This window comes from Halopenitus malekzadehii (genome assembly GCF_900108505.1).
Taxonomy (GTDB): domain Archaea; phylum Halobacteriota; class Halobacteria; order Halobacteriales; family Haloferacaceae; genus Halopenitus; species Halopenitus malekzadehii.
The window spans coordinates 57,132-79,037 of the sequence record NZ_FNWU01000002.1; the positions used below are offsets into that span (position 1 = coordinate 57,132).

Below are 21,906 nucleotides of genomic sequence, written 5' to 3' on the forward strand. Positions count from 1 at the left end.
AGGCGCTACTTTCGTAACACGAACGGAAAGTGCCCCACAGTCTGGGCACTCCGCTGGAGGTTTTCCAGCCATGTCCATTATTGATCGTTGTATATGAATATCTATAGAAATCATTAATAAAATTTCCCGATCTGACACGGTCGTGTTTAGTTTGGAGCATTAAGCCAGGCAGCAAATGCTTGGAGCCAATTTTCAGCAGTTTCAGGCTGTACGTGGCTGAAACAGTTTGAGAACGAGGACGTTCGGCGCTTAAGTTCTCGAAAAATTCGTTCGATGACGTTTCGATTTCCATTTCGTTTAGTTTAAAATCGGAGCCCGGCTCTGGCCAGCGTAGTTTGGAGGTGTTGAACGCCATCAACCAGAAACACGGTGGATTCGACGGTGTGTTTCTGGCGGAGTTCGCGGAGAAAGATCTCGGTTAATGCAGTCGTTGTCGTTGAAAATAACCGCAGATGCAGCAACTTGTCTGTCCCTGGATCAGCTGCTGCATACAGCCAGAACTGCCGATCGTTGATTCGAATCACAGTTTCGTCAACAGCGACGTGATTCGGGCTTCGACCGTCTGTAGGCTGTAAATCGGCCTTCTGCACCCAATCGTGGATTGCTTTCCGAGATCGCTCGACACCCAACTCTTCGAGAACCGAGACGGTACTCGATAGCGACAGCCCCGCTAATCAAGATAGTCCCCGTTGTGGTTACCCGACGGAGAATGTCGCTGTATGTCTCGTGTGGCGACTGCACTCATAAAGAACGCGTTGAACACGAGTTGGACGCCGAGGACGATTGCGGTGAATGCAACGACGTCGCCGGTAACCATCGGGAGTTGTGTAAACCCGGTTTGTGCCCATTGGATGATGAGCCAGCTGGCATATAGGGCGCCGCTGAGAAAGATTATGAGTCCAAGCGAGGCTATCCGTTCAAGCGACAGGTGCTCCATAATACCTTCTGTGATGGTGTCGGTCGGGCGTTTGATCGGGTCACTAGCGATCGTTGCAAACGTACCCATACTTCCGACTTGAAAGCCGACGAGGATCAATAGTGATCCGGCGATGGCAGTATGGATTCCGAATGTGGCACCACCAAGTGTGATGTCGGTGATAGCGAGCGTGAGGACGAGTATCCCGAGAAGACCCATAATTGTTCCAGGGATTGTGAATAGGTACCGTGGGGCATTTAATAGCATAAATCGGACGTGACGCCAGCCATCACGGAAGCTTTCGAGGGTTGCATCACCTTCACGTTCGTGGTAGGTGATCGGGATTTCTTCGATGGTCATATCACGAGCGCCGGCATCCATAATCATCTCGGAGGCGAATTCCATCCCGGTTGTTTCGAGGTTAAGTTCGTCAAGAACGTCAGCACGGAAGGCGCGGTAACCGGAGTGAGCGTCACTGACACCAGCGTCGTAGAAGGTGTTCAGAAATTTGGTGAGTAAAGGATTCCCGATGTACTGGTGGAGTGCCGGCATTGCGCCAGGTTTGATTTCGCCGTTGAGACGGCTACCCATAACGATGTCGGCGTCGCCGTTCACAACTGGATCTAATAATGTTGGGAATTGCTCAAAGTCGTAGGTCGTGTCTGCGTCGCCAATGACGATGTAGTCGCCCCGGCAGCGTTCGAATGCATACCGGTATGCGTAGCCGTAGCCGGGCTGGTCGGGTTCGACGACGATCGCGCCGAGTTCACGCGCTATCTCGGGTGTCCGGTCAGTTGAGTCGTCGCTGATGATAACTTCGGTGTGGTAGCCGGATGCTTGCACCGCGGTTCGGACGCGTTCAATGCATTCTCGAATCCCGGCTTCTTCGTTCATCGTCGGCATAACGATGCTGACTGTCGGTGAGATGTCACTGTCAGCATCGAGGAGGGGCCTACTATCAGTATCCTCTATCGGTTTATCCGTTGATGGCGCTATACTCCGCGGCTTGCTGTGTTCTTGAACTTTCGTTGATCCCATATGTGCCAACCCCACCCACGGGCGGCGGTTAGGTATTATTCGAAGGCGATCCGCTTCTTTCAACTGCGGGAATGTGCCGTATCAACCCCCACACTCGGATGATCACATCATTTCGGAGGTGAGTGATCTGTGTAATCAGCCCCACTCAAGTCATATCAATACAATAGACAATACAGCTATCACATAAAATTGTTTCTCTCACGAAGTCTTCTCATATATGATGTTTTTTCACCTCAGCGAGGGGTCAGCCGAGCAGACTGGAGAAGTTCACTGATTTCGAAGGATTCGAATGGAATCCAGCCCGACTAATCGTGATCCAGCAATCAGTCCGCTTAAGAGACTCATCGTCGCAGCCACGCCGATACCAAGTAGCAAGATTTGAGGGGAAATACGAACGACATTCTCGAACCCAGTGATGGTAGTAGCGAGGTGGTCAATGCCGTTTGCCATCGGTATGACCAAACCAAGGCTTACAACACAGCCAAGTATTCCGACGATGATCGCTTGAGTAATAACGACGCCAGTAACGGTGATACTAGAGTTTCCAAGTGCTTTTAATGCGGCATATTGGGGAAGTTGTTGGTAGACCATTGACAGTAGTATGTTGAGTGTCAATGTGAGTCCGGCGACTACTGCGAGGACGATGAGACTTGCACCGCCGGCCAGGACGACAGCTTGTCGTTCTAACGTTGCTTGAAACTGCTCCTGGTTTGTTCTAATCGTCAGTTCAGGATATGCAGTTTGCAAGTCTTGGGCAACGGCCTGTGGATTACTGTCGTTTGTCGTGGTGACTGCAACAATTGTCGCCGGATCGGTTCCGGTTTTCCCCGTTATTTCTTGCAGTTCACTGAGCGGCATCGTCACTGTCGGCGTACCGAGGAACTGATTGCCGGTGCTAGAGACACCGACGATCGTAAATTCATTATTGCGTGCTGATGTGATCGTGCCCCCGACGTGGATACGATCACCAACGTCGACGTCAAGGAGTGTTGCCGTGCGCTCGTCGATTAGGATTTCGTGAGTCATCGGGCCGTTATAGCTCCCGTTCGCGTAATGCGAATCTCCCTGAAACCCACGTCCTTCGGAAATCGAGACACCGGCACTGCTAGGGACACCCATTGAGGCGATCGTTTGGAACTCCTCACCATCCGAGCTCACATATACTGTTTGAAATAGGAGTGGACCGACAGTCCGGATTGAATCACGTTGCCGTAACTCATCGGCGAACGTGTGGGCATCGTAAATCGAGTTTTGTACTCCGCCAACCTGTGACGGCGTGAATTGAACGGACCCGCCAGTAATCCACAGATCCCGGCCGGCATTCTCAAACTTCTCTTGCCCGGTTTCGACGACGCCAAGCCCAGTCCCGGCAAGCAGCATCGTGGACAAGATCGCCAGTGTGACGCCGATCACCGCGAGGAGAGTACGTGTCCGATCGTGTCGTAACTGGGCGACGGCAACCGAAGCAATAGCCGTGAGGCGACTCACGAGGATCATTGCCGCATCACCTCAAGTGGTTCTGCTCGCCGCGAGAGCCAGATCGGGTATGGGGCGGCAACGATCCCGATGCACAGTGCGACGCTGAATCCATACCCGAAGAGAGCGGGATGCAGGACAGCAAGTGATGGGACGTCAAGCGTGGCGGCGACGGCAGCGTTCGTAATGAGGATTCCAGCGACTCCAAGCCCAACGCCGAGAAGCCCACCGAGGACAGCAAGACTCATCGTTTCCGTGACGACGAGCACAGCAAGCGATCGTTCAGAGTAGCCGAGTGCGGTCAACGTGGCTAACGCTGATCGATCGTGTGTGACTTCGAGTCCCATCATCGTCGCTGTGAACAGTACGCCAATGAGAACAGCGATGACCAGCGCTGCGACGGCCATTGCGACGGGTAAGCTTGAGGTTGAGACCTGTTGGGTTGCAATCCCAGTTCGTGTGACAACAGTCGTGTTCGGGTACAATGATGCTAACTCGTTGCGGACGCTGGGATCATTCGTGCTCACAAGAAGTTGGTCGGCGGCGTCATCGGTTGTGGAACCGCTCATTGCTTGGAGTTCACTGAGATGTACAAGTGCAATCGGGGCGACGCCGACACCAGTTTGAAATTCTTCGTCGGAGACAGACTGGACGTGAAGTGACTCTGGTGTCGATTCAACTGGTTCGATCGGATCAGCGGCTGATACGTTCAACACGTCTGCAGCCGCAGGATTGATCACTGCTTCACCAGTCCAGGTCCCGTTATAGGTGCCGTTTGCGAAGTACGGATCACCGGCTTGCAAGGCATCTGTTGGTTGCCCGGCAATGACTGGCTGGCTTGTTTCTGGAACGATAACGCCGATAAAGAGGACGTACTCCGGGTCGTTACGTGTGGATGACTGGACTGGAACAACCTGCAAGAGGACGGGCGTGGCATACTCAACCCGTGTATCAGACTGTAACCGGTCTGTCAACCTGTGCGTGTCTCCGAGTTGCGGGCCACCTGTTGACACCGCGATCGTGTTTAAATTCCCGCCTTCTGGAACGACCCAGTAATCAACGTCGTCGCTTTGCACGGCGTTTTGTGATGCCATCCCGAGTGCAACGCCTGATACAGTGATTAACAGCATAATAGCGACCGCAACGCCGGTAATACTTAACAGAAGTCTGTTGGAGCCACCGCCGGTTGCTTTCCCAAGTGTCCGTCGGAATCCGAGTCCCGCAATCGACACGGTGCGTCGACCGAGGGCACGAAGATTATGTAGTTTCATCGACCTTCTGACGATGACCGTCGCGCAGTCTGATCACACGGTCAACGCGGTCAAGCACTTGCGGGTCGTGTGAGGCAACGATAACGGCGCGATCAGTTGCGACGGCCGCGAGGACGTCAAGTACGCGCTTCCCTGTCGTGGTATCGAGTTCACCAGTTGGTTCATCTGCGATGACGAGGTCCGGATCGGTGGCGAGTGCCCGGGCGACGGCAACGCGTTGTTGTTCGCCACCGCTGAGTTCACCGGGTGTGTGGTGAACACGATCGTCCAGCCCGACGTTTGCGAGGAGCTCCGTAGCACGTTGTCGCCGTTGGCGTCGAGAGTAGCCGAGTTCAATAAGAGGCGTAGCCACGTTTGCACGTGCTGAAAGGGATGGGAGCAGATGGAAGTGCTGAAACACGATCCCGACGTGATCCAGTCGGAGTTTAGTGCGTTGGCGCGTTGAGAGAGTATTCGTCTGGCGGCCTGCAAGAGCGACGCTGCCGGTTGAAGGTGTATCGAGTGCGGCGAGTAGGTGCAGTAATGTTGATTTGCCGCTACCGCTTGGCCCGGCGAGCCCAACGAATTCACCACGGGTTACTGACAGCGAGATGTTAGAGAGAGCTGTGACTATCTCGGCACTCTGTGAGGATCGAGAGAACCATCCGCTGTGACTGCTCCCACGTGTGAAGTGACGGGAGACGTCGGTACACGTAACGACTGGGTCTACCTCAGTAGATGTGTTTGTGGATGATGAAGAGTGGTATATAGTCGACCGAGGAACCATTAGTTGGACACTCGACCATTCGACAAGATGCTATATAAAGAGTTGTGGATAGTGACTCGTTCGCAGGACGTGTTCACCGGGGGTAGCTGAGGATTTCAACAAAGCCAAGAAATTCGCCATTGACAGTACATAGTCGCGGATTTCGATGTCAAAAAACTGATTACACCCAGTGCTGTCGGTAGTTGTAACGAATGTTCAAGTGGGCACAGCGGCGAGCGCACGCCGCCTACGAACGACTTCTCAAACGCGAGATATCCGGCGTGCCAGCGCACGTCGCCGTCATTCAGGACGGCAATCGCCGGTACGCGAGCAAACAGGGCACGGGGCCTTCCGACGGTTACCAGGCAGGTGCGCAGACGACCGAAAAAATTCTAAATTGGTGCAAGGAGATGGGCGTCGAGGAGCTGACGCTGTACACCTTTTCAACCGAAAACTTCGATCGGCCCGACCACGAACGGGAGACAGTATTCGACCTGCTGGAGGAGAAGCTCTACGAGTTCGGCGACGATGACCGTGTCCACAACGGCAGGGTCTGCATCCGTGCCATCGGCGAGATCGAGCGACTCCCCGAACGGGTCCGCGAAGCGGTCGAATACGCCGAGCACCGGACCGCTCACTACGACGAGTTCACGCTCAATATCGCGCTGGCTTACGGCGGCCGGAACGAACTTCTTGGCGCGGCCCGCGAGGTGGTTCGCGCGGTCGAACGCGACGAGTTGGATCCCACGAACATCGACGTCTCGGAGATTGAGAGTCGCCTCTACGATCGCCCGCTGCGGGACGTTGACCTCATTATCCGGTCTGGCGGCGATGAACGCACCTCGAACTTCCTACCGTGGTACGCCAACGGTAACGAGGCGGCGGTCTTCTTCTGCACGCCCTACTGGCCAGAGTTCTCGCGGGTGGACTTCCTCCGGGCGATCCGGACCTACGAGTCCCGCGAGGAGTCGTGGCGGCGCACGAGGGCCAAACGTGCATTGACGCTAGTGAAGGCGCTAGGCGATGTGGAACTGACTGAGGCCCGCGCCACTGTCGAACGATTCCAAAATCGGATGCCAGAGGAGTCGAACGCCGACGAACTGACTATTGAGGAAATAAACATCACGGACGGTGCTACCGGGTTGAGAGGTAGAGAGGATTTACTCGAGAAGCGTTTCGATTGATTCAAGCAGTGCAGCGAGCTCCGTATCTGCGGGAAGATCATCTTGGTCTGTATAGACTGCTTGCTCAAAGGCTGTTGTCATCGTAAACAGGATTTCTGCTTCACTAGTGTCGAGATCATCGTGTATCGAGTTATACAGCTCCCAGTATGTGAGCGCAGAAGAGAGATCGTATGAGTCAAGGTAGTTCCAGCGAAGGGCGGCATACCCGAGTCGGATCGCAGCCTCGGTGTCATTCCGATCGAGGTGGTCCTGTGCCCGGTCGAGCAGTGCCGTAGGCGAAATCGCAGTAGTTTCCAACTGCTGTGGGGCAGATGTTTCGTCTGACTGGGTGGTCTCGCCAGATGTACGAGTGATCCCAGCAAACGTCTCTCGACGTCGCCAGACGACAACTGTCCCACCGATCAGAAGTACTACGCCGACACCGTATGCAGTGCGCCGCAACGAGGGAGAGGCCGGCGGTGAATACTCGAGAGTCGTGGTTGTCGAGGTGTTTTGAAGATTCAACCCGGTCGGTGTGAAAGAGGCGGTTATTGAGAGCTGCTGATCTGTGTTTGGCAGATTAAGCAGCGTCTCATCGCGCGGGACCTGAATGACCGTGGTAAACTCGCCAGTATCATTTGTTCGAACTGTCTGTGACTGTGTATCGGCGGCAGACACGTCGATTAGTCGGTTGGGTAGTTCCGTTCCGGTTTCGGTCAGCAATTGTCCTGTAATGGAGATCGTCGACTGATTCTGTTGTGTCGCAGTGAGAGTGAGTTGTGTTGCGGTCGGTGTGATTGTGATCGGTCGTTCGACTGTGGTTTGCTCAACAGCCATTGTAGCGTCTGCAACGGTAATCTCAATCGTTCGGGTCCCTGGTGGGAGTGTGTCAGGGAGTCGTATACGGTGTTTAAACTCACCGTTACGGTTCGTACGGGTTTGCGTGAACGACTGGGTGCCGATCGTGGTTTCAACCGGGACGGTGTGGAGACCAGTTTCGTTTGCGGTGACTTGTCCGTGAATCGTTACGATATCGTTGAACTGACCGCGTGTCCGGTTAACCGTCGTTGTCACCGTAGGTGTAGATGTGTTAATAGAGACTGCTGTTTGGTTCTGTGCTCCTTCATATGCAGAGACCGGATCAGGGCGATACTCTACAGTGAGAGTGTTAACTCCTGGCTCGGTTGTTATCGGTCGATACGTCGCTGTGAAATTCCCATCTGCTGTTGTTTCTGTCCGGATCGACTGCCCATCAAGCGTCACAATGATGGACTGATTTGAAATCCCAGTTTCGTTCGCCTGAAGTTGTCCGTGTACTTGGAGCGGATCTGCTGGTGAGGCGTGCGTTGACACAGAGGTGATCGTGAGATTTGTCTCGACGAATGTATCGTTTTGAACTGTTTCTTCTAATTGCGCCAGACGGGTTTGCGCGGTAGTGAGCTGCTCAAGTTCCTCTGTCGCGTTAATTGCCGTTGTATTATCAAGCTGCTCGTACTGTTCAATGAGTTCCGACGCCGTCTGATTCCCGGTTGCCGTCTGATTGAGTAATTCTCTCGCAAGTCGGCGAGCTTCAGTATCATTTCCAGTCGCACGAGCAGCTTGATACTGACTGTAGAGAGCACGTGAATTACGAGCTGCTTCAACGAGTTCTCGTTGTTGCTGAACCGTGAGATTGAGGTTCTCTGCAGTTTCAACAGACGCAGATGAGGAGTTAGCAGCCAGGTATTCATACTGCTTAACCAGCTGTGTCATATTTCCACGGAGTTCAGCTTCCGCAAGATCGAACTGTCGAGCTGAGGTTGCTTCCAGACTCGCTTCAAGCCGGGCACCGATCTCGACTTCAAATTGTGAAAGCACTACAGTTCGTGGTTCGTCAGATTCGGGGAGTTCCGGACCGATATGTCGAGTAGAATTGTTCGTCTCGTTTGATGACTCGGCCGCCGCATATACCGGGTTCTCACTACTTGTCGTGGCTGCGACTGGCTGCATCTGATCAGGTGTTGCAGAGACAAGAGGTGTCCCGCAAGTCACCAGCAGCAGTAGACAGATAATGAGTGGTCCAGGTCGAGTCGCAGCCATTCGTTAACTCTGAGATACAGGTCAACTGGCAAAACCGCTTCGACAGACGAATGTTCTATGAGCGAGCACTCAAAAGATATGAGTAGATAGGTGCCGAGGAGATGAGTAGACAGGGATGATCTCACCGTAACTCACGGGTGGACTATGAATATATTGGGTACTGAGTGGGATATCCCTCGTGTGATATTATGGTGTTTTATTATAGTTATTGCAGTCACACTGTCTCTTGCAGCACTGACATCAACGACTGCCTTCGGGGCGTATAATGCAGAATGGGATGGGACAAGTGAACTTCGCAACTCAGCAGCTGATTCAGCAAGTGCCACGCCGGTTCTCATTGATTCAACGGAGTACGATCAACTTGAGGGGAGTGGAACACTTGTCATTCTTCTAGCGCCGCAGACTGCATACTCGCCTGCGGAACAAGCCCGGGTAGACGCTTTCCTTGACCGTGGTGGGACCCTTCTTATTGCAGATGATCGGCGTGGAGAGACGAATCAACTCCTTGCGGAACTCGGTGTCTCGACACGAATTGATGGCCGGCAGCTCCGTGATCCAAACCAATTTCATCGGAATCCGGCACTACCAATTATAACAAACACATCGAACACATCAATCACGCAGGGCGTCGATCAATTCACGTTTAACCGAGGGAGTACGCTCACCACAGGAAACGCAACAGTACTAGCGTACTCCTCGGACTTCTCCTATCTCGATGAAAATGAAAACGAGCAGCGTGACCAAACCGAACCACTCCAGTCGTACCCAGTACTCACGACAGAACAGGTAGGTAATGGACGTGTGTTCGTGCTGAGTGATCCGAGTATCTTCATTAATCAAATGCTGGACCGTCCCGGGAACCGTAACCTGGCTAACGGACTAACATCATCCTACGATCGAGTCGTCCTTGATTCATCCCACGGCGGTAAAATTCCTCTCACGATACAGTTCTGGGTATGGCTCAAGCAAACTCCTTGGGCACAAGCAGTACTAGCAGGTCTCGGACCGCTTCTGCTTGGACTGGCAGTCCACCCTCGTGTTCGGTCAGTGATTACTATAGTGCGGGAGGAGTTCTTTGAAAGAGATACCTCGCTCGACGCAGTCACATTTGATGCCGAAGAGCGTACAGAATATCTCCGTCATCAGCATCCAGACTGGGATGCGACTCGTGTTGAACGAATCACAAAGAGTATGGAGCAACTCGACACAGACACAATATCTGATGACGATGAATAACGCGACCTCTCAACTGACGCCCGAAACGTTGTACGAGTCCCTCCAAGAGGAAGTTGGCCGTGTGATCGTCGGGAACGAGGAAGTCGTCGAACGGTTAACGCTTGCACTACTGACTGGTGGGCATGTGCTTTTCGAGGGTGTGCCTGGGATCTCGAAAACAGTTACAGCTGAATCATTTGCTCGTGCGAGCGGGCTGTCGTTTAACCGGATTCAAATGACGCCGGACATCTTACCTGCGGACATAACTGGTACAACGATTTACCGTGAGGCAACAGGTGAATTTGAAACGCAGCGAGGACCGGTGTTTGCGAACATTGTCGTTGCTGACGAGATCAACAGAGCAACCCCGAAAACGCAGAGTGCATTGCTAGAAGCGATGGCGGAGCAACAGGTGACAATTGAAGCTGACACTTTGGAACTTCCAGACCCATTCATAGTGATTGCCACTCAGAACCCCCTCGAAATGGAGGGAGTGTATGAACTCCCAGAGGCTCAACGGGATCGTTTCCAGTTCAAACTCCGGTTAGGATACCCATCGCGTGAGAACGAACAAGCGATTCTCGATCGGTTCGATAACGCCCCGGGTCTTGGACCGGAATCAATCGAGCAAGTGATCGATACAGACGATATTATTGCCGCACGCAATGACTGTCAAGCAGTTTTCGTCGCTGAACCGATAAAAGACTATATTTTGAATCTTGCCGAAGCTACACGTGAGAGCCCAGATACGGAAGTTGGGGCATCACCACGAGCAGCAATCGATCTTCAACGCGCTGCGAAGGCATCTGCTGCAGTGTCCGGCCGTGCTTATGTTCTGCCTGATGACGTCAAGCAGCTCGCTGTTGAGGTCTTAGCGCATCGGATCGTCCTGAGTACCGAGGCAGAACTCAGCGATCTCACTCAGTCCACCGTCATTGAGAACGTTCTTGATACGGTTGATGCGCCTAGTGAAGAGCTGATCGAAGACGAGAGATAAATCGCCTCGCACCGAATAGCAGAAACTATTATTTTTGTTCACTCGGAAATGGGGATGTGGTCGAGTGGTGTTAAGTTCCCCCGCCATCCATCCCATTGCTCGACCACTCCCCACTTTGAGAAATCTCTGTTGTGAGATCAGCAGGAAGTTGGGAACAGCGACGTGAGACTACTGTTTTGAGTTGTCGGGGTTGTCCCACCGACATTCGAGAATGACGTCTGTACCATCGGCATCGTACACTGTGATGCGTGCCGGTGTCCCGAGTGTGGTTGCGATTCCAACTCCAAAGAATGATGCTATCGGGTGGTCTATTCCATCAACATATTGGTAGGAACTGTCAGTTACTGCAATCACACTGTGGTGATCGTCTTCGACGGATGTCACGATCCGGTCCGCAATCTCAAATTGCTCAACAAGCGCATCGGCTAGCTGGGTGAATAGTTGTTCTGGTGAGTTCGTTTCGGAGGGAGTAAGATCGACTGCTGTTTGTAATTCCTCAAATAATGCAGCTCCCGTTGGATAGAGCGCAACACCACGCTGACTCGGATCATCGGTGACGACAAACATTTCATCGAGATCAGCATCTTCCGGTAGCGTATAGTCTTGATGCTGTGGGAGAAACAGTCGAGTATCCGACGGAGTTCGTTCCTCCCGCGGAACATAAATCTCGGTTCCGGCTAAATCAAGCGCTGAGATGAGTTCAGTGTAGTTTGTTTGTTGCGTGCGATATAACGCATCACCAGTTGTTGTCGTCACGAAATCAGCAGGTGTGAGATAATACGTGAGGACACCGGCAGTAATTGCAGTCCCCCCGAGAGCAATGAGTACTTGTTGTGCCGTTGCTACAGCGAAACTCCCGGCAACTGCAATTACCCCGACCGTTAGTAAGCCAAAAGCAGTCCGTCGATAGTTCGTCTGCTGTGACCGTGTATACTCTTCTCGGAGTCGTTGATTCTCCGCTTGCAATATTTCGAGTTTTCCATACAATTCTGCAATACTTTCCTCGTCAGTCGTTTCCTGATCCGTCGCAGTACTCCCTAGTTCGTCATCGGTACCTACAGCGCCGGTGTCGTTTGTACTCATAGCGTATCGGGATAGAACCCGTTGAACGGTAACCTGGATCCAGTCAATTGATAGTTTCTCATCATATGCTCATCGTTCGTGGGTATTTGTACGTACCTGTGTGGATACGGATACCTGTTGCCAGAATACCCCAGCAAGGTACAGGAGACAGATCCCCGCCACGATATGAATTGGTGGCCACGTGAGCCAACCGCCAATCACAGCGAGCGCAAGAAGCAGTGTAAGAAACACAGTCGAAATTCCAGAGACTGTACGCGTTTGCATAGTCGCCCAGCCTTCAAACACGATCGGGAGAGCGAAGAGAAGCTCCGTCACACCGAGTGCCCACAGCGTTTCAGGCGTGATCTGGAAACCGATCAACGCTAGGTTTCCACCAATCAGGACAGTGATTGCGGGAGCAAACACCCAGCAGCAAATCAAGCTCGCAGCAATGATTAACTCGATAACCCGTCCAGTCGTACTAAACCAGAGACATACGACTACACACCATCCAAGCTCATACCATTGCCATTCAGGTTCGACAGTGATTGCGCTATTCGGTCCCGCACGAAGACGATCCACCACGCGTTCACGAGTGTCCGCCACCCCTTGCTGTGTGTCTGTCATTCTGCCTGTGTCCGCTCGCTTGCAAGAACCGCTTGCAGTTTCTCTCCCGGAGCTATTTCAAAGGCGGTACTGTGTTCAATCTGCTCGACTTGCTGTCGGAACCGTTCAAATTCAGCGTACCGACTATAAATGGTCTCAATATCGGTGAGATCACTGGGTTCGAATAGGACACTTGGTGTGAGAAATGACAGTACTGTCGGGCTTTGTTGCCCAGCAAACTTGATCGTGTCATATAACTCCTCACGACGGCTGTCATCTGTGAGAATAGCGACGCGAACATCACGGCTGTGCTGATTCAGATACGTTTGTACCGTCTGCATAAGTGGATCGTGCTCAATTCGCTGGAAACGTTCCGACCGTGCAGTGATAAATGGGTATAATTGCTTACTGAACACCGACGTATCAGACTGCAGTCGTTCAGCAGATACTGTCGACGTCGCTACTGAACGCGAACGATAGGATGTGCTTTCAGTCGTACCGTTCGAGGTCATTCCTGATTCAATACGGTTGAGTCGATCGCGGATCCTGAGATACTGTTCTGGATCAGCACTTACCCGTGAAGATGCATCAACACCATCCGCAGTGATATGGTACAACCCGACTGGATCACCGTGGGTCTCAGCATCCGCAACGAGAAGAGCAGCAACGTGACGCAAGTACCCCAGCTGTGATTCGACACCCTCGGCACTGCTAGTAGCAACCCTGCCATCAAAGAAAATCATCAATGGGCGTGTTGTTTCAAGCTCAAATTCTCGAACGTATACCTCAGCAAGCCGTGCCGTTACTTTCCAGTTAATCCGTGACACCGGATCGCCCGGGGTATACGCACGCATCCCTGCAGGCACGATCCCTGACCCAGTATCTCCAGATCCATACTCACCGTATGTGACCGTGAATTGTTCTCCGGCTTGACCTACGTGGATCGAATCTGTATCACGCGGCGTCACCGTGACCGTTGTACCTGCTTGAAACGGGATTGTCATTTCGAAAAAACCATACGGACTGGTGACTGTTGCTGTCGCCGGGCCAATATCATAATTACCTGCAAATGGGAACCGAAGCTGACACTCCGTAGCTGCATTCAGTACCGTAGGCGGAAGCGATAGTTGTTCGTTAGCAGGTTGTCCGTCAGCCACGTCTGGATAATTCGGATCGATTGCGACCGTGATTGGAAGTGGCTGTGTCGTTACTGCCGCGACTGAAACCGTAAGGGGTTCGTCTGGATGAATCTTCGTCTGGGGTGTCTGGTATGAAACGGAGACTGCAGTTTCAACAGTTTGAACGTGGCGGCGAAAACTCCCCTCGAGAACCAGTAACCACCCGAGAATTCCGGCAGTCGTGACTAAGAATAGAACGTCTGTGAATACAAGAGTCAACAAGCTAAAAAAGACCACCAGTCCGAGGACCCACCAGTACCGCTCGGTTCGACGCACCGATGCCATCTACTTGCCCGGACACTCTCCCTCCCCTAAAGCATAGGGATTCCAAGAATATCGTATCGTATTGTGTGATTGGGAAGAAGCCGGACAGACTACTCAAAGCGCAACAAGAGGATTTTTATCAATTAGATATCTGTTTCCGTGTATGGAATATAGGGCGGTCCCTGCATTGGTGATCACGTGCTTGGTTGCCACTTCCCTCCTTCTCGGTGGAGTGACACACACCGCTAGCGCGGATTCAGAGTACGATATTACAATTGATGGTAGCGTAGATACTCCGACTCGTGAAATTGCTCTGGAAGGAGCAACATATGAAGTCTCAGCGATTGGGAAAGCAGCAATAGGATCGTCCGTCAATGTAAACGTTCAAGCACCAGCGCCGGATCAGGAATATCACGTTTATCTCTATAATTCTGACCGGCAGATCATTGATCAGAATCGTGGGAATGGAAGTGGCACGGCAACATTCGATCTCAGCGGACTGAGCGCCGGGACATACGTATTTGCAGTGCAAGAACGAGGCGCAACTCAAGTACTACATCCGCTTGTTATTGAGGGCTACGACACTTCAATTCAAGCTCCAGAATCAGCTTCCATCGGTGAGAACCTGACAGTTGAAGTTACTACCCAACAACTGCAATCAGATGTCGCTAAAGATAGTATTGACGTCGTAATTGCAAACGATAATCAACAAATCCGATCTACTTCAACCGGCACTAGCGGAACGCAGGACATATCGATCAATACAGAGAATCTGAATACAGGCTCATACGAAGTCTATGCGAATGTTCGCGGACAAAATGTGGTCTTTGACCAGAAAGAGATTCTAGGTATCAGTAACGGCCACTCAGTTGAACTTGAGGCTGCTGAAACGTCTACACCGTCATCTGGAGACGGTAGTAGCGGCGGTGGCGGGGGCGGCGGTGGGAGTGAAGCCTCTGCTACACCGACAGCAACAGAGGCGGTAGAAACACCGGAATCGACAGAGACAACGCCAACTGACGTTTCGTCCCCGTCTCATACTGAAACAGACTCGGCCCCTAGCACGGATACTAACTCGCCGTCCAACACAGCTACCGACGCAAATGATGAATCGGACACGACCACATCATCAGTCGACACACCTCACGATGAGACGACGGAAGCAGTAACTCCAAATGAAGTCTCAACATCAACCCCAGATACGAATACATCCATCCCTGGATTCTCGTTCATCACCGTGGGCGTTCTACTTGTCCTGACGACGATCTTCTTGAAATCTTCCCGATCGCGCTAGAGTATCATTTGAGTAAAATTTAACAAGTAGCGTATATCATAGCAATGTAATATGCGTCAACTGGGTACCATATTCATAGTGGTGTGCGTGGTTTTAAGTGTGGTAACCGCCGCACCCGCGTCAGCTGCGAGTTCGGATCCCTTACCGAACGATCAAGTTTTCGAAGCATCAGATCAAGTTAATGTATGGGAACGAGCTGTATTTCCACTTCGTGTAGATGGTGGAAATGCTGCAGAAACCGTTTCGAATCCATATTTATTTGCGAACACTGGATCCGACGAAACATCGCTTGCAAAAGATAATACAGTCGTATATAACCCCAATACGGAGATAACACTCACATACGACTCACTACGGGCACAAAGTGGGTCAATGGATGGAGAGGATGTCCAGATCGTCGCGGCACGAGTAACCGGCGATGGAAACGCTGAAGTCCCGAATACGTTCTCGGATGCTATTGATATGTTGACTACCGAGAACGCAAACCAGAATGCAACATATGAATTCGTCGAAAACGGGTCTCTCAATTCAAATGGATATCAAACCTTTAGTTACACGCCATCTCAGCCCGGCCACTACCTATTTTTCGCTATTACTAGTAACGGGAATGATGCGGTGAATATTGACTCCGGGGAGATCGAAGTTACCGATGAGATTACTGTGGTTGGTACTGATGCAGTTCCCGTACAGCGCGGAGAACCATCCGAGGTAACCCGAACCACAGATAGTCCGGCACCAGGAGACGATATTACATTCGATGTAGATGTTACTAATCAACTCGGGAGTACTGGTGTCACACACGTCTTAGCAGTCTATAAGCAGGACCAGTTAACCGAATCAAGACATACAGTTATCGTTGATCCGAATGAACTAGATAGGGATTTTGACATTCAGAAGGACAGTACATTTGAGCATTCGATAGCCACTGTCAGTGGGGTAGGCGATGTCGAAGAGGGAGCGACTATTAATGGTGTTGAGCTCGCTGACGGGCGTGTCTCGCGTGCAGTTGGATCTGGAGCAGTAATTGATTTCATCTCGGAAGAATTACAGCAAGATCCGCCGAATACGAGAAGTGTCTCGCCGAATTCAACGCTCAATGCATCGATTGATGCGGATGTTGCCGAATCGGGCGATCACACGCTAACAATCGAGACGAACGATAGTTGGGAGCAAGGCACCTACCAGTACGTCTACCTTAGTACGCTCGAAAACGACAAAAACGCGATCAGTACGGACAGTGGAACGTTCAGTATCCAAGAACCTGCTCCATACTTTGACGTTGCGATCACGGATACGAACGCACCAATCGAGGAAGGCGAAACCCTCTCCGTCAATGCCACGATCACCAATACGGGTGGGAGCGAAGATACCCAGCAGATCCAATTAAACAACTTCGATGGGGAAACCGTTGACTCAATTACTGACCCAGAATTGACACTTGGAGCTGGGGAGAGTTCAGAAGTAACACTCGAATGGAATACCGAAGACGGCGACGCTGCTACCGATAATATTAGCGTTCAAAGCGATAATACCACCGTGACCCAACAAATCGAGATCACTGCTGCAGGCGGTGGTGGCGGCGGTGGCGGCGGTGGGGGCGGCGGTGGCGGCGGTGCTCCCTCATTCGGCGATGAGGAAGAAGTACCGGAAACCGTACCTGATGATGTTGGAGTCGTTGCCTCAGAGAGAGCGCAAGTCGAAGTTGATGAAGAGACTGGTGAAACCGTCGCAACCACCCAAGAAACGTCTGTCCAAGAAATTCGGATTCAAAGCGATCAAGTTGAGGGTGACATCACCGTTACGGACCTCGAGAGTGAACCAGACGAAACCGGTCCGTCACCCGGTGCCTCCGTCTCAGTTACTCAGATTACGGTTCCGGATGAGGCCGCAAATACACCTGGAACGATCCGCGCCAGCGTACCGCAGTCGAGAGTCGAAGCCGTCAACGCTGAACCTGAAGATCTCCGTATGAATCGATTCGCGGACGGGGAATGGCAAGGTCTCACTACTGAAGTCGTCGATCAGACTGAAGATAGTATCATCCTTCGGGCAGAAACACCTGGATTCTCGTACTTCTCCGTAAGTGCCGTCGCTGAACCAACTGCATCCATCGAGCCATCCGCAACGACGATCGACGTCGGAGAATCCATCGACCTTGACGCCAGCGGATCCGACGACCGATACGGAGAAGTGGTCTCCTACGAGTGGTCCGTTGCTGGAGAAACACTGACCGGAGAAACGGTCTCAACGACGTTCGATGAACCAGGTGAGTACGATGTCGAACTGACTGTGACGAACGATGCTGGCGAAACGGATACTACCACGACATCGATTACGGTCAACGCCATTGAGACACCGGAGCAAACGGAGCCGTCGCCGACCGAGACTGAGGTGAGTCCGGAGCAAACTGAGGAAGGGATCCCTGGCTTCACCAGTGTAATTGCGGTTCTCGCACTGCTCAGCAGTGCACTACTCGCCCGCCGCTACTCAAGGTGACGTCTCCACCTTTATGAACGGTGGGTGACTCGTCTCCGAGACAGCAGTCAGAACGCGGTACGTTCTGACGGGGTGTTGAGACGCAGTTCAGCAGTTTCGAGACGGAGCCTCTGGCCTCAAGGAGCGAGGGCTTCTGACACGCAGTCGGAAGCACGACGCGAGTAGGCCGGAGAGAAAGCCGACATAGTGGGAAACAAGTAACGTGGCTGATGCTGACTGACTCGTCACCCGATATATTTTCAGGGATCCACCGTACCATTATTCAGTGATACGTCGCACAAGTCGCCGGTATCACGGGCTGCAGTAGCCCGGCCCTCGAATGGTGGGGACGCCGACCCCGAAGGTCGTTCCATACGGGCGATAACTGACGGCGAGTCCCACATCAAAGCCCCCATCACCAGAAATCTCCGATTTCTGGGTAGCAGTCAGAAGCTCCGCTTCTGACGACGCCCTCAACGAGCGAACCCGTCAGGGTGAGCGAAGTAGGGTGGGGTCGGTTACTCAAGGACTACTGCCTCGGGCGTGTGTGCGTCCGAGGCCGCGTCTGTGCACGAGCGCAGGTGTTCCTTGCGCTGTGCCTTCGCCTCGTCGCCATAATTGCCAACTACGAACGCGAAGACAATCCGGGAAGTACCGTGATCACAGTGTGAGAAGAGTTCTATGATATCCTCACTGAGGCTAGCTTCTAAGATTGGCTCATTACCTAATACTGCGAATCGGACTTGCCGACCGGGCAACCAGCTGGGTATTTTATATACTCCCAGATCAATACTATCGCTATAGCAGGCCAAAATCCGATATAGAAGGATCCAATCGCGGATCTCAGCGAGGCCGTCTGTGTGGAGCCTGTCGGCCTCTCGAGGCGATGACCTGGGTTCGAATCCCAGTCGGAGCATTCCATTCCCGATTCCGGTTCCAACGTTTGATAGTTGGCCGGCGGAGCGGTCTGCTGCCGGGGCTTCCCGTTAGCCGAGCAGGTACCGCATCCACGGGTATCGATCGATCAGCGTCTCGCCGCCGACGTCGTAGTTCTCGACGTACGCGTCGAGCCCGAGGATCCGTCCGGCACCGAAGGCGGCGACGGAGAGAAACACGAGCATATACGCGAAGTCGCCGTTGATGTAGCCGTGGGAGATCTCCCAGTTCCCGAGGTAGAACAGGAGCATCATAAACGCTCCCCAGAAGGCGGCAAGCCGGGTCAGGAGGCCGACGATCAGCCCGAGCCCGATCAGGACTTCACCCCAGGGAACGGCGACGTCCACGAACGCCACGAACGACGGCGAGTTCCCCATCGCGACAAACAGATCCGCGACCGGGCTCCCGTTCGACGGCGGCGCGTTCTGCAGGTAGCCGGCCGCGCCGAAGCTCCCGGAAAGCACCTTATCGACGCCGCTTTGGAGGAACGCGAGCCCCATCATCAATCGAAGCGCGAGGATGAACCAGACGCTTAACGTGTGTAACTGTCCCTGGGCGGTGAACCCGCCGATCGTGCTTTCGAGCGTGACCTCTCGTGATGCCATACGTGTACGATATCCCGATGACACCTTAAAATCACCCGCCGATAGTAAACTTGAAGAATATCCATATGATATACGCCTTGGATTCTATATAAATTGTTATTCCGCATTTACCAGATCATTCATAAATATATTCCAGTTATAAATCCGAAATATGGGTTCGTTGAAAGACCGGAGGTATGAGGCAGTACCGAAACCTCTCTGAGGGATTTCCGAGACGTCGGCGGTGCATCCACGACGACGTCGCCGAGTCGACGCCGGGGCAGGACGCGTCCTCACCACCAGCGGTTCTCGACGATCCGGTCGATCGCCTCCCGGAGCGTCGGCTCGTTGCGGGAGAACGTGAACCGGATCCAGTCGGCGTCGGCCTCGGGATCGGTGTAGAAGCTTCCGCCGGGGACCGCGGCAACGCCGGCCTCGCGGATCAGGCGGCGACAGAACTCGATGTCGGATTCGTCGGTCGGATACCGCGTCATCACGTAGTAGGCCCCGTCCGGGCGAACGGGATCGAGACCGGCGCGCTCGAGGCCCTCACACAGCAGGTCTCGGCGGCGTTCGTAGGAGTCGGAAAGCTCCGTGTAGTAGTCGTCGGAGAGCGACAGCGCCTCGACGCCGGCCCGTTGGAAGGGCGTCGGCGCACAGATGGTTGTGTAGTCGTGGACCTTCCGCAGCTCCGCGGAGAGGTACTCGGGGGCCAGACAGAACCCGACGCGCCAGCCCGTGACGCTGAACGTCTTCGACATTCCGGTACAGACGACGGTGCGGTCCGCCAGATCGCCGACCTCGACCGGACTGACGTAGTCGTCGGTGTAAACGATGTGTTCGTAGATCTCGTCCGTCAGAACGATCAGGTCGTGTTCGAAGACGATCTCCTCGATCCGCGCGAGTTCCTCCCGGGAGAAGACCTTCCCGGTCGGGTTCATCGGCGTGTTCAACACGAGCACGGTCGCGCGCTCGGCCGCAGCCTCGAGAGCGTCGAAATCGACCGTCAGATCGTCGGTGATGTCCAGCGGGATCGCCTCGGCGCCGGCGAACTGGCTCGCCGGGATGTAGCTCTCGTAGACCGGCTCGAAGTAGATCACGGCGTCGTCGCCGTCGACGAGCGAGAGCAGCGTCGACATCAACGCTTCGCTCGTCCCGGTGGTGATCGTCACCTCGGTCTCCGGGTCGTATCGAACGCCCTTCCAGTCGGCGTACCGGTCGGAGACGACCTCCCGAAGCTCCGGGAGTCCCCACGTGATCGTGTACTGGCTGTCGGTGTCGACCGCCTCCTTCGCCGCGGCCTTGATCGCGGGCGGGGTCTCGTCCTCGTCGGGGATGCCCTGCGAGAGGTTGATCGCGTCGTGGGCCAACGCCTCGCGAGTCATCTCCCGGATCACCGACTCGGCGACCGCGTCGGTGCGGTCGGTCCCGACGTCGACGTCGGGCGTCCGCCGGTCGGTCATACGGGACCCACCGCCCGGACGATGGCACCGGCTCGACTCGTGACCGATCGGTCGATCGCGGACCGATCGGCGAACCGTTCGGCGAACTGTTCAGCGGGTGATCCGGAACCGGCGGTGATCGCCGCCGGATCGAGCGGACGGGGTAGGTCGATTCGTGACATCGGTGGTGATCGGAGCGGCCGGCCGGTCCGACCGGTCGTGTTCGGGTACGGATACTCGGCGGGGACGGGTCAAAACGGTTGCGAGAGTCGAGCGATCGATGAACCACTGGTCCGAGCGGCGATCGGTTCGGCGAAACGCTATTGACCGGTGCGCGCGTCCGGACGGTAATGGCACGGCTCGAGCGGATCCGGGTGTTTCCGGTGAAGGGATTGGACGGGATCAACGTGGAGACCTCGGCGATCCGGGAGGGCGGCACGTTGGCGTACGACCGCGAGTTCGGGCTCGTCGACGAGGACGGCGAGGTCAGCAACGGAAAGGACTTCGAGACGATACACGATCTCCGGGCCGACTTCGACCCCGGAACGGGTGAGCTCCACGTCGAGGCGCCCGACGGCGACCGGCGGCGGTTCGCGCTCGACGAGGCGGACGAACGGTCGCGCGCGGGCGAGTGGTTCAGCAGCGTGTTCGACGCGGCGTTGACCCTGGAGCGGAACTCCTCGGTCGGGTTCGTCGACCGGCCGGACATGGGGCCATCGGTCATCAGTACGGAGACGCTGGAGACGGTCGCCGGCTGGTTCGACGACCTGACCGTCGAGGGGGCCCGCCGCCGGCTTCGGGCGAACGTCGAGGTGTCGGGCGTCGAGCCCTTCTGGGAGGACCGGTTCGTCGGCGACGACGCGCCGACGTTCACGGTCGGCGACCTCCGGTTCGAGGGCGTCACCCCGTGTGCGCGATGTGTGGTTCCCAGCCGGGACCCCGATACCGGGGAGCCGCTCCCGGAGTTCCGCACGCGATTCGTCGAGAAACGGCGCGAGACGTTCCCCGAGTGGGCCGACCCGGACGCGTTCGACCACCACTACACGCTGATGATCATCGCCAGGATCCCCGAGGGGAGCCGAGACGGGTCGATCAGCGTCGGGGACGAGGTCCGCGTCGTCGATCGGTGACCCGGGGGTCGACCGATCATCGTGCCGATCGTGGA

Annotated in this window: 17 protein-coding genes and 2 pseudogenes; 7 read left to right on the plus strand and 12 right to left on the minus strand. The window is 54.2% G+C overall.

The genetic code is table 11. The features are described 5' to 3' along the window. Positions 1-146: 146 nt before the first annotated feature. From BLW38_RS05695 to BLW38_RS05715, 5 genes and pseudogenes are all read right to left on the minus strand, one after another. Positions 147-674: pseudogene (locus BLW38_RS05695) on the minus strand (IS6 family transposase); the annotation flags it as partial. Continuing rightward, positions 671-1,954: a glycosyltransferase gene (locus BLW38_RS05700; protein WP_143040807.1), complete on the minus strand. Its 1,284-nt coding sequence runs from the start codon at positions 1,952-1,954 to the stop codon at positions 671-673. The pseudogene BLW38_RS05695 and the gene BLW38_RS05700, both read right to left, overlap by 4 nt. Before the next feature lie 267 nt (positions 1,955-2,221). Beyond that, positions 2,222-3,451, minus strand: coding sequence for an ABC transporter permease (locus BLW38_RS05705; RefSeq protein WP_092815828.1), 1,230 nt, complete (start codon positions 3,449-3,451; stop codon positions 2,222-2,224). After that, the gene (locus BLW38_RS05710) at positions 3,448-4,524 is read right to left on the minus strand and encodes an FtsX-like permease family protein (RefSeq protein ID WP_245710081.1); all 1,077 of its coding nucleotides are present in this window, start codon (positions 4,522-4,524) and stop codon (positions 3,448-3,450) included. Before BLW38_RS05710 ends, BLW38_RS05705 begins: the two co-directional genes overlap by 4 nt. Before the next feature lie 163 nt (positions 4,525-4,687). Next, a complete protein-coding gene (locus BLW38_RS05715) occupies positions 4,688-5,467 on the minus strand; it encodes an ABC transporter ATP-binding protein (protein ID WP_092815834.1) in 780 nt (259 codons plus the stop codon). A 191-nt stretch (positions 5,468-5,658) separates the two neighbouring features. Between BLW38_RS05715 and uppS the strand changes: the two genes are divergently transcribed. After that, positions 5,659-6,630 carry a polyprenyl diphosphate synthase gene (gene uppS, locus BLW38_RS05720; RefSeq protein WP_092734248.1) on the plus strand — a complete coding sequence of 324 codons (972 nt, stop codon included), beginning with the start codon at positions 5,659-5,661 and terminating at the stop codon, positions 6,628-6,630. Here the strand turns inward: uppS and BLW38_RS15700 are convergent. Then, positions 6,607-8,688 carry a hypothetical protein gene (locus BLW38_RS15700; RefSeq protein ID WP_143040808.1) on the minus strand — a complete coding sequence of 694 codons (2,082 nt, stop codon included), beginning with the start codon at positions 8,686-8,688 and terminating at the stop codon, positions 6,607-6,609. The genes uppS and BLW38_RS15700 overlap by 24 nt on opposite strands. A 153-nt stretch (positions 8,689-8,841) precedes the next feature. Between BLW38_RS15700 and BLW38_RS15705 the strand changes: the two genes are divergently transcribed. Both BLW38_RS15705 and BLW38_RS05730 read left to right on the plus strand, forming a co-directional pair. Then, positions 8,842-9,924, plus strand: a complete 1,083-nt coding sequence (locus BLW38_RS15705) for a DUF4350 domain-containing protein (protein WP_177167444.1) — start codon at positions 8,842-8,844, stop codon at positions 9,922-9,924. Continuing rightward, positions 9,911-10,900 carry an AAA family ATPase gene (locus BLW38_RS05730; protein WP_092816429.1) on the plus strand — a complete coding sequence of 330 codons (990 nt, stop codon included), beginning with the start codon at positions 9,911-9,913 and terminating at the stop codon, positions 10,898-10,900. Before BLW38_RS15705 ends, BLW38_RS05730 begins: the two co-directional genes overlap by 14 nt. 168 nt (positions 10,901-11,068) lie before the next feature. On the opposite strand, the gene BLW38_RS15710 is transcribed toward BLW38_RS05730, so the two are convergent. From BLW38_RS15710 to BLW38_RS05740, 3 genes are all read right to left on the minus strand, one after another. Beyond that, a complete protein-coding gene (locus tag BLW38_RS15710) occupies positions 11,069-11,983 on the minus strand; it encodes a hypothetical protein (RefSeq protein ID WP_143040810.1) in 915 nt (304 codons plus the stop codon). Between the two features lie 69 nt (positions 11,984-12,052). Beyond that, complete coding sequence (locus BLW38_RS15715) at positions 12,053-12,589, minus strand: hypothetical protein (RefSeq protein ID WP_143040811.1); 537 nt, start codon at positions 12,587-12,589, stop codon at positions 12,053-12,055. Further along, positions 12,586-14,031 carry a DUF58 domain-containing protein gene (locus BLW38_RS05740; protein WP_092734257.1) on the minus strand — a complete coding sequence of 482 codons (1,446 nt, stop codon included), beginning with the start codon at positions 14,029-14,031 and terminating at the stop codon, positions 12,586-12,588. Before BLW38_RS05740 ends, BLW38_RS15715 begins: the two co-directional genes overlap by 4 nt. A gap of 142 nt (positions 14,032-14,173) precedes the next feature. Here BLW38_RS05740 and BLW38_RS15720 point away from each other — a divergent pair, with 142 nt between their 5' ends. The 3 genes and pseudogenes from BLW38_RS15720 to BLW38_RS15725 form a co-directional block, all read left to right on the plus strand. After that, positions 14,174-15,304 (plus strand): hypothetical protein, encoded by a 1,131-nt coding sequence (locus tag BLW38_RS15720; protein WP_143040812.1) that lies wholly within the window; start codon positions 14,174-14,176, stop codon positions 15,302-15,304. 99 nt (positions 15,305-15,403) lie between these two features. Then, entirely contained in the window at positions 15,404-17,800 is a 2,397-nt protein-coding gene (locus tag BLW38_RS05745; protein WP_143040813.1) for a PGF-pre-PGF domain-containing protein, read from the plus strand. A gap of 500 nt (positions 17,801-18,300) precedes the next feature. After that, positions 18,301-18,450, plus strand: a pseudogene (locus BLW38_RS15725) (IS5/IS1182 family transposase); the annotation flags it as partial. A gap of 315 nt (positions 18,451-18,765) precedes the next feature. Here the strand turns inward: BLW38_RS15725 and BLW38_RS05760 are convergent. From BLW38_RS05760 to BLW38_RS16415, 3 genes are all read right to left on the minus strand, one after another. Further along, positions 18,766-19,320 carry a DoxX family protein gene (locus BLW38_RS05760; RefSeq protein WP_092815843.1) on the minus strand — a complete coding sequence of 185 codons (555 nt, stop codon included), beginning with the start codon at positions 19,318-19,320 and terminating at the stop codon, positions 18,766-18,768. 272 nt (positions 19,321-19,592) lie between these two features. After that, positions 19,593-20,762, minus strand: coding sequence for a pyridoxal phosphate-dependent aminotransferase (locus BLW38_RS05765; protein WP_092815846.1), 1,170 nt, complete (start codon positions 20,760-20,762; stop codon positions 19,593-19,595). Then, the gene (locus BLW38_RS16415; RefSeq protein WP_218143033.1) at positions 20,759-20,923 is read right to left on the minus strand and encodes a hypothetical protein; all 165 of its coding nucleotides are present in this window, start codon (positions 20,921-20,923) and stop codon (positions 20,759-20,761) included. The genes BLW38_RS05765 and BLW38_RS16415 overlap by 4 nt, the downstream gene beginning before the upstream one ends. 168 nt (positions 20,924-21,091) lie before the next feature. Here BLW38_RS16415 and BLW38_RS05770 point away from each other — a divergent pair, with 168 nt between their 5' ends. Further along, positions 21,092-21,871, plus strand: coding sequence for an MOSC domain-containing protein (locus BLW38_RS05770; protein ID WP_092815849.1), 780 nt, complete (start codon positions 21,092-21,094; stop codon positions 21,869-21,871). The last annotated feature ends 35 nt before the right edge of the window (positions 21,872-21,906 follow it).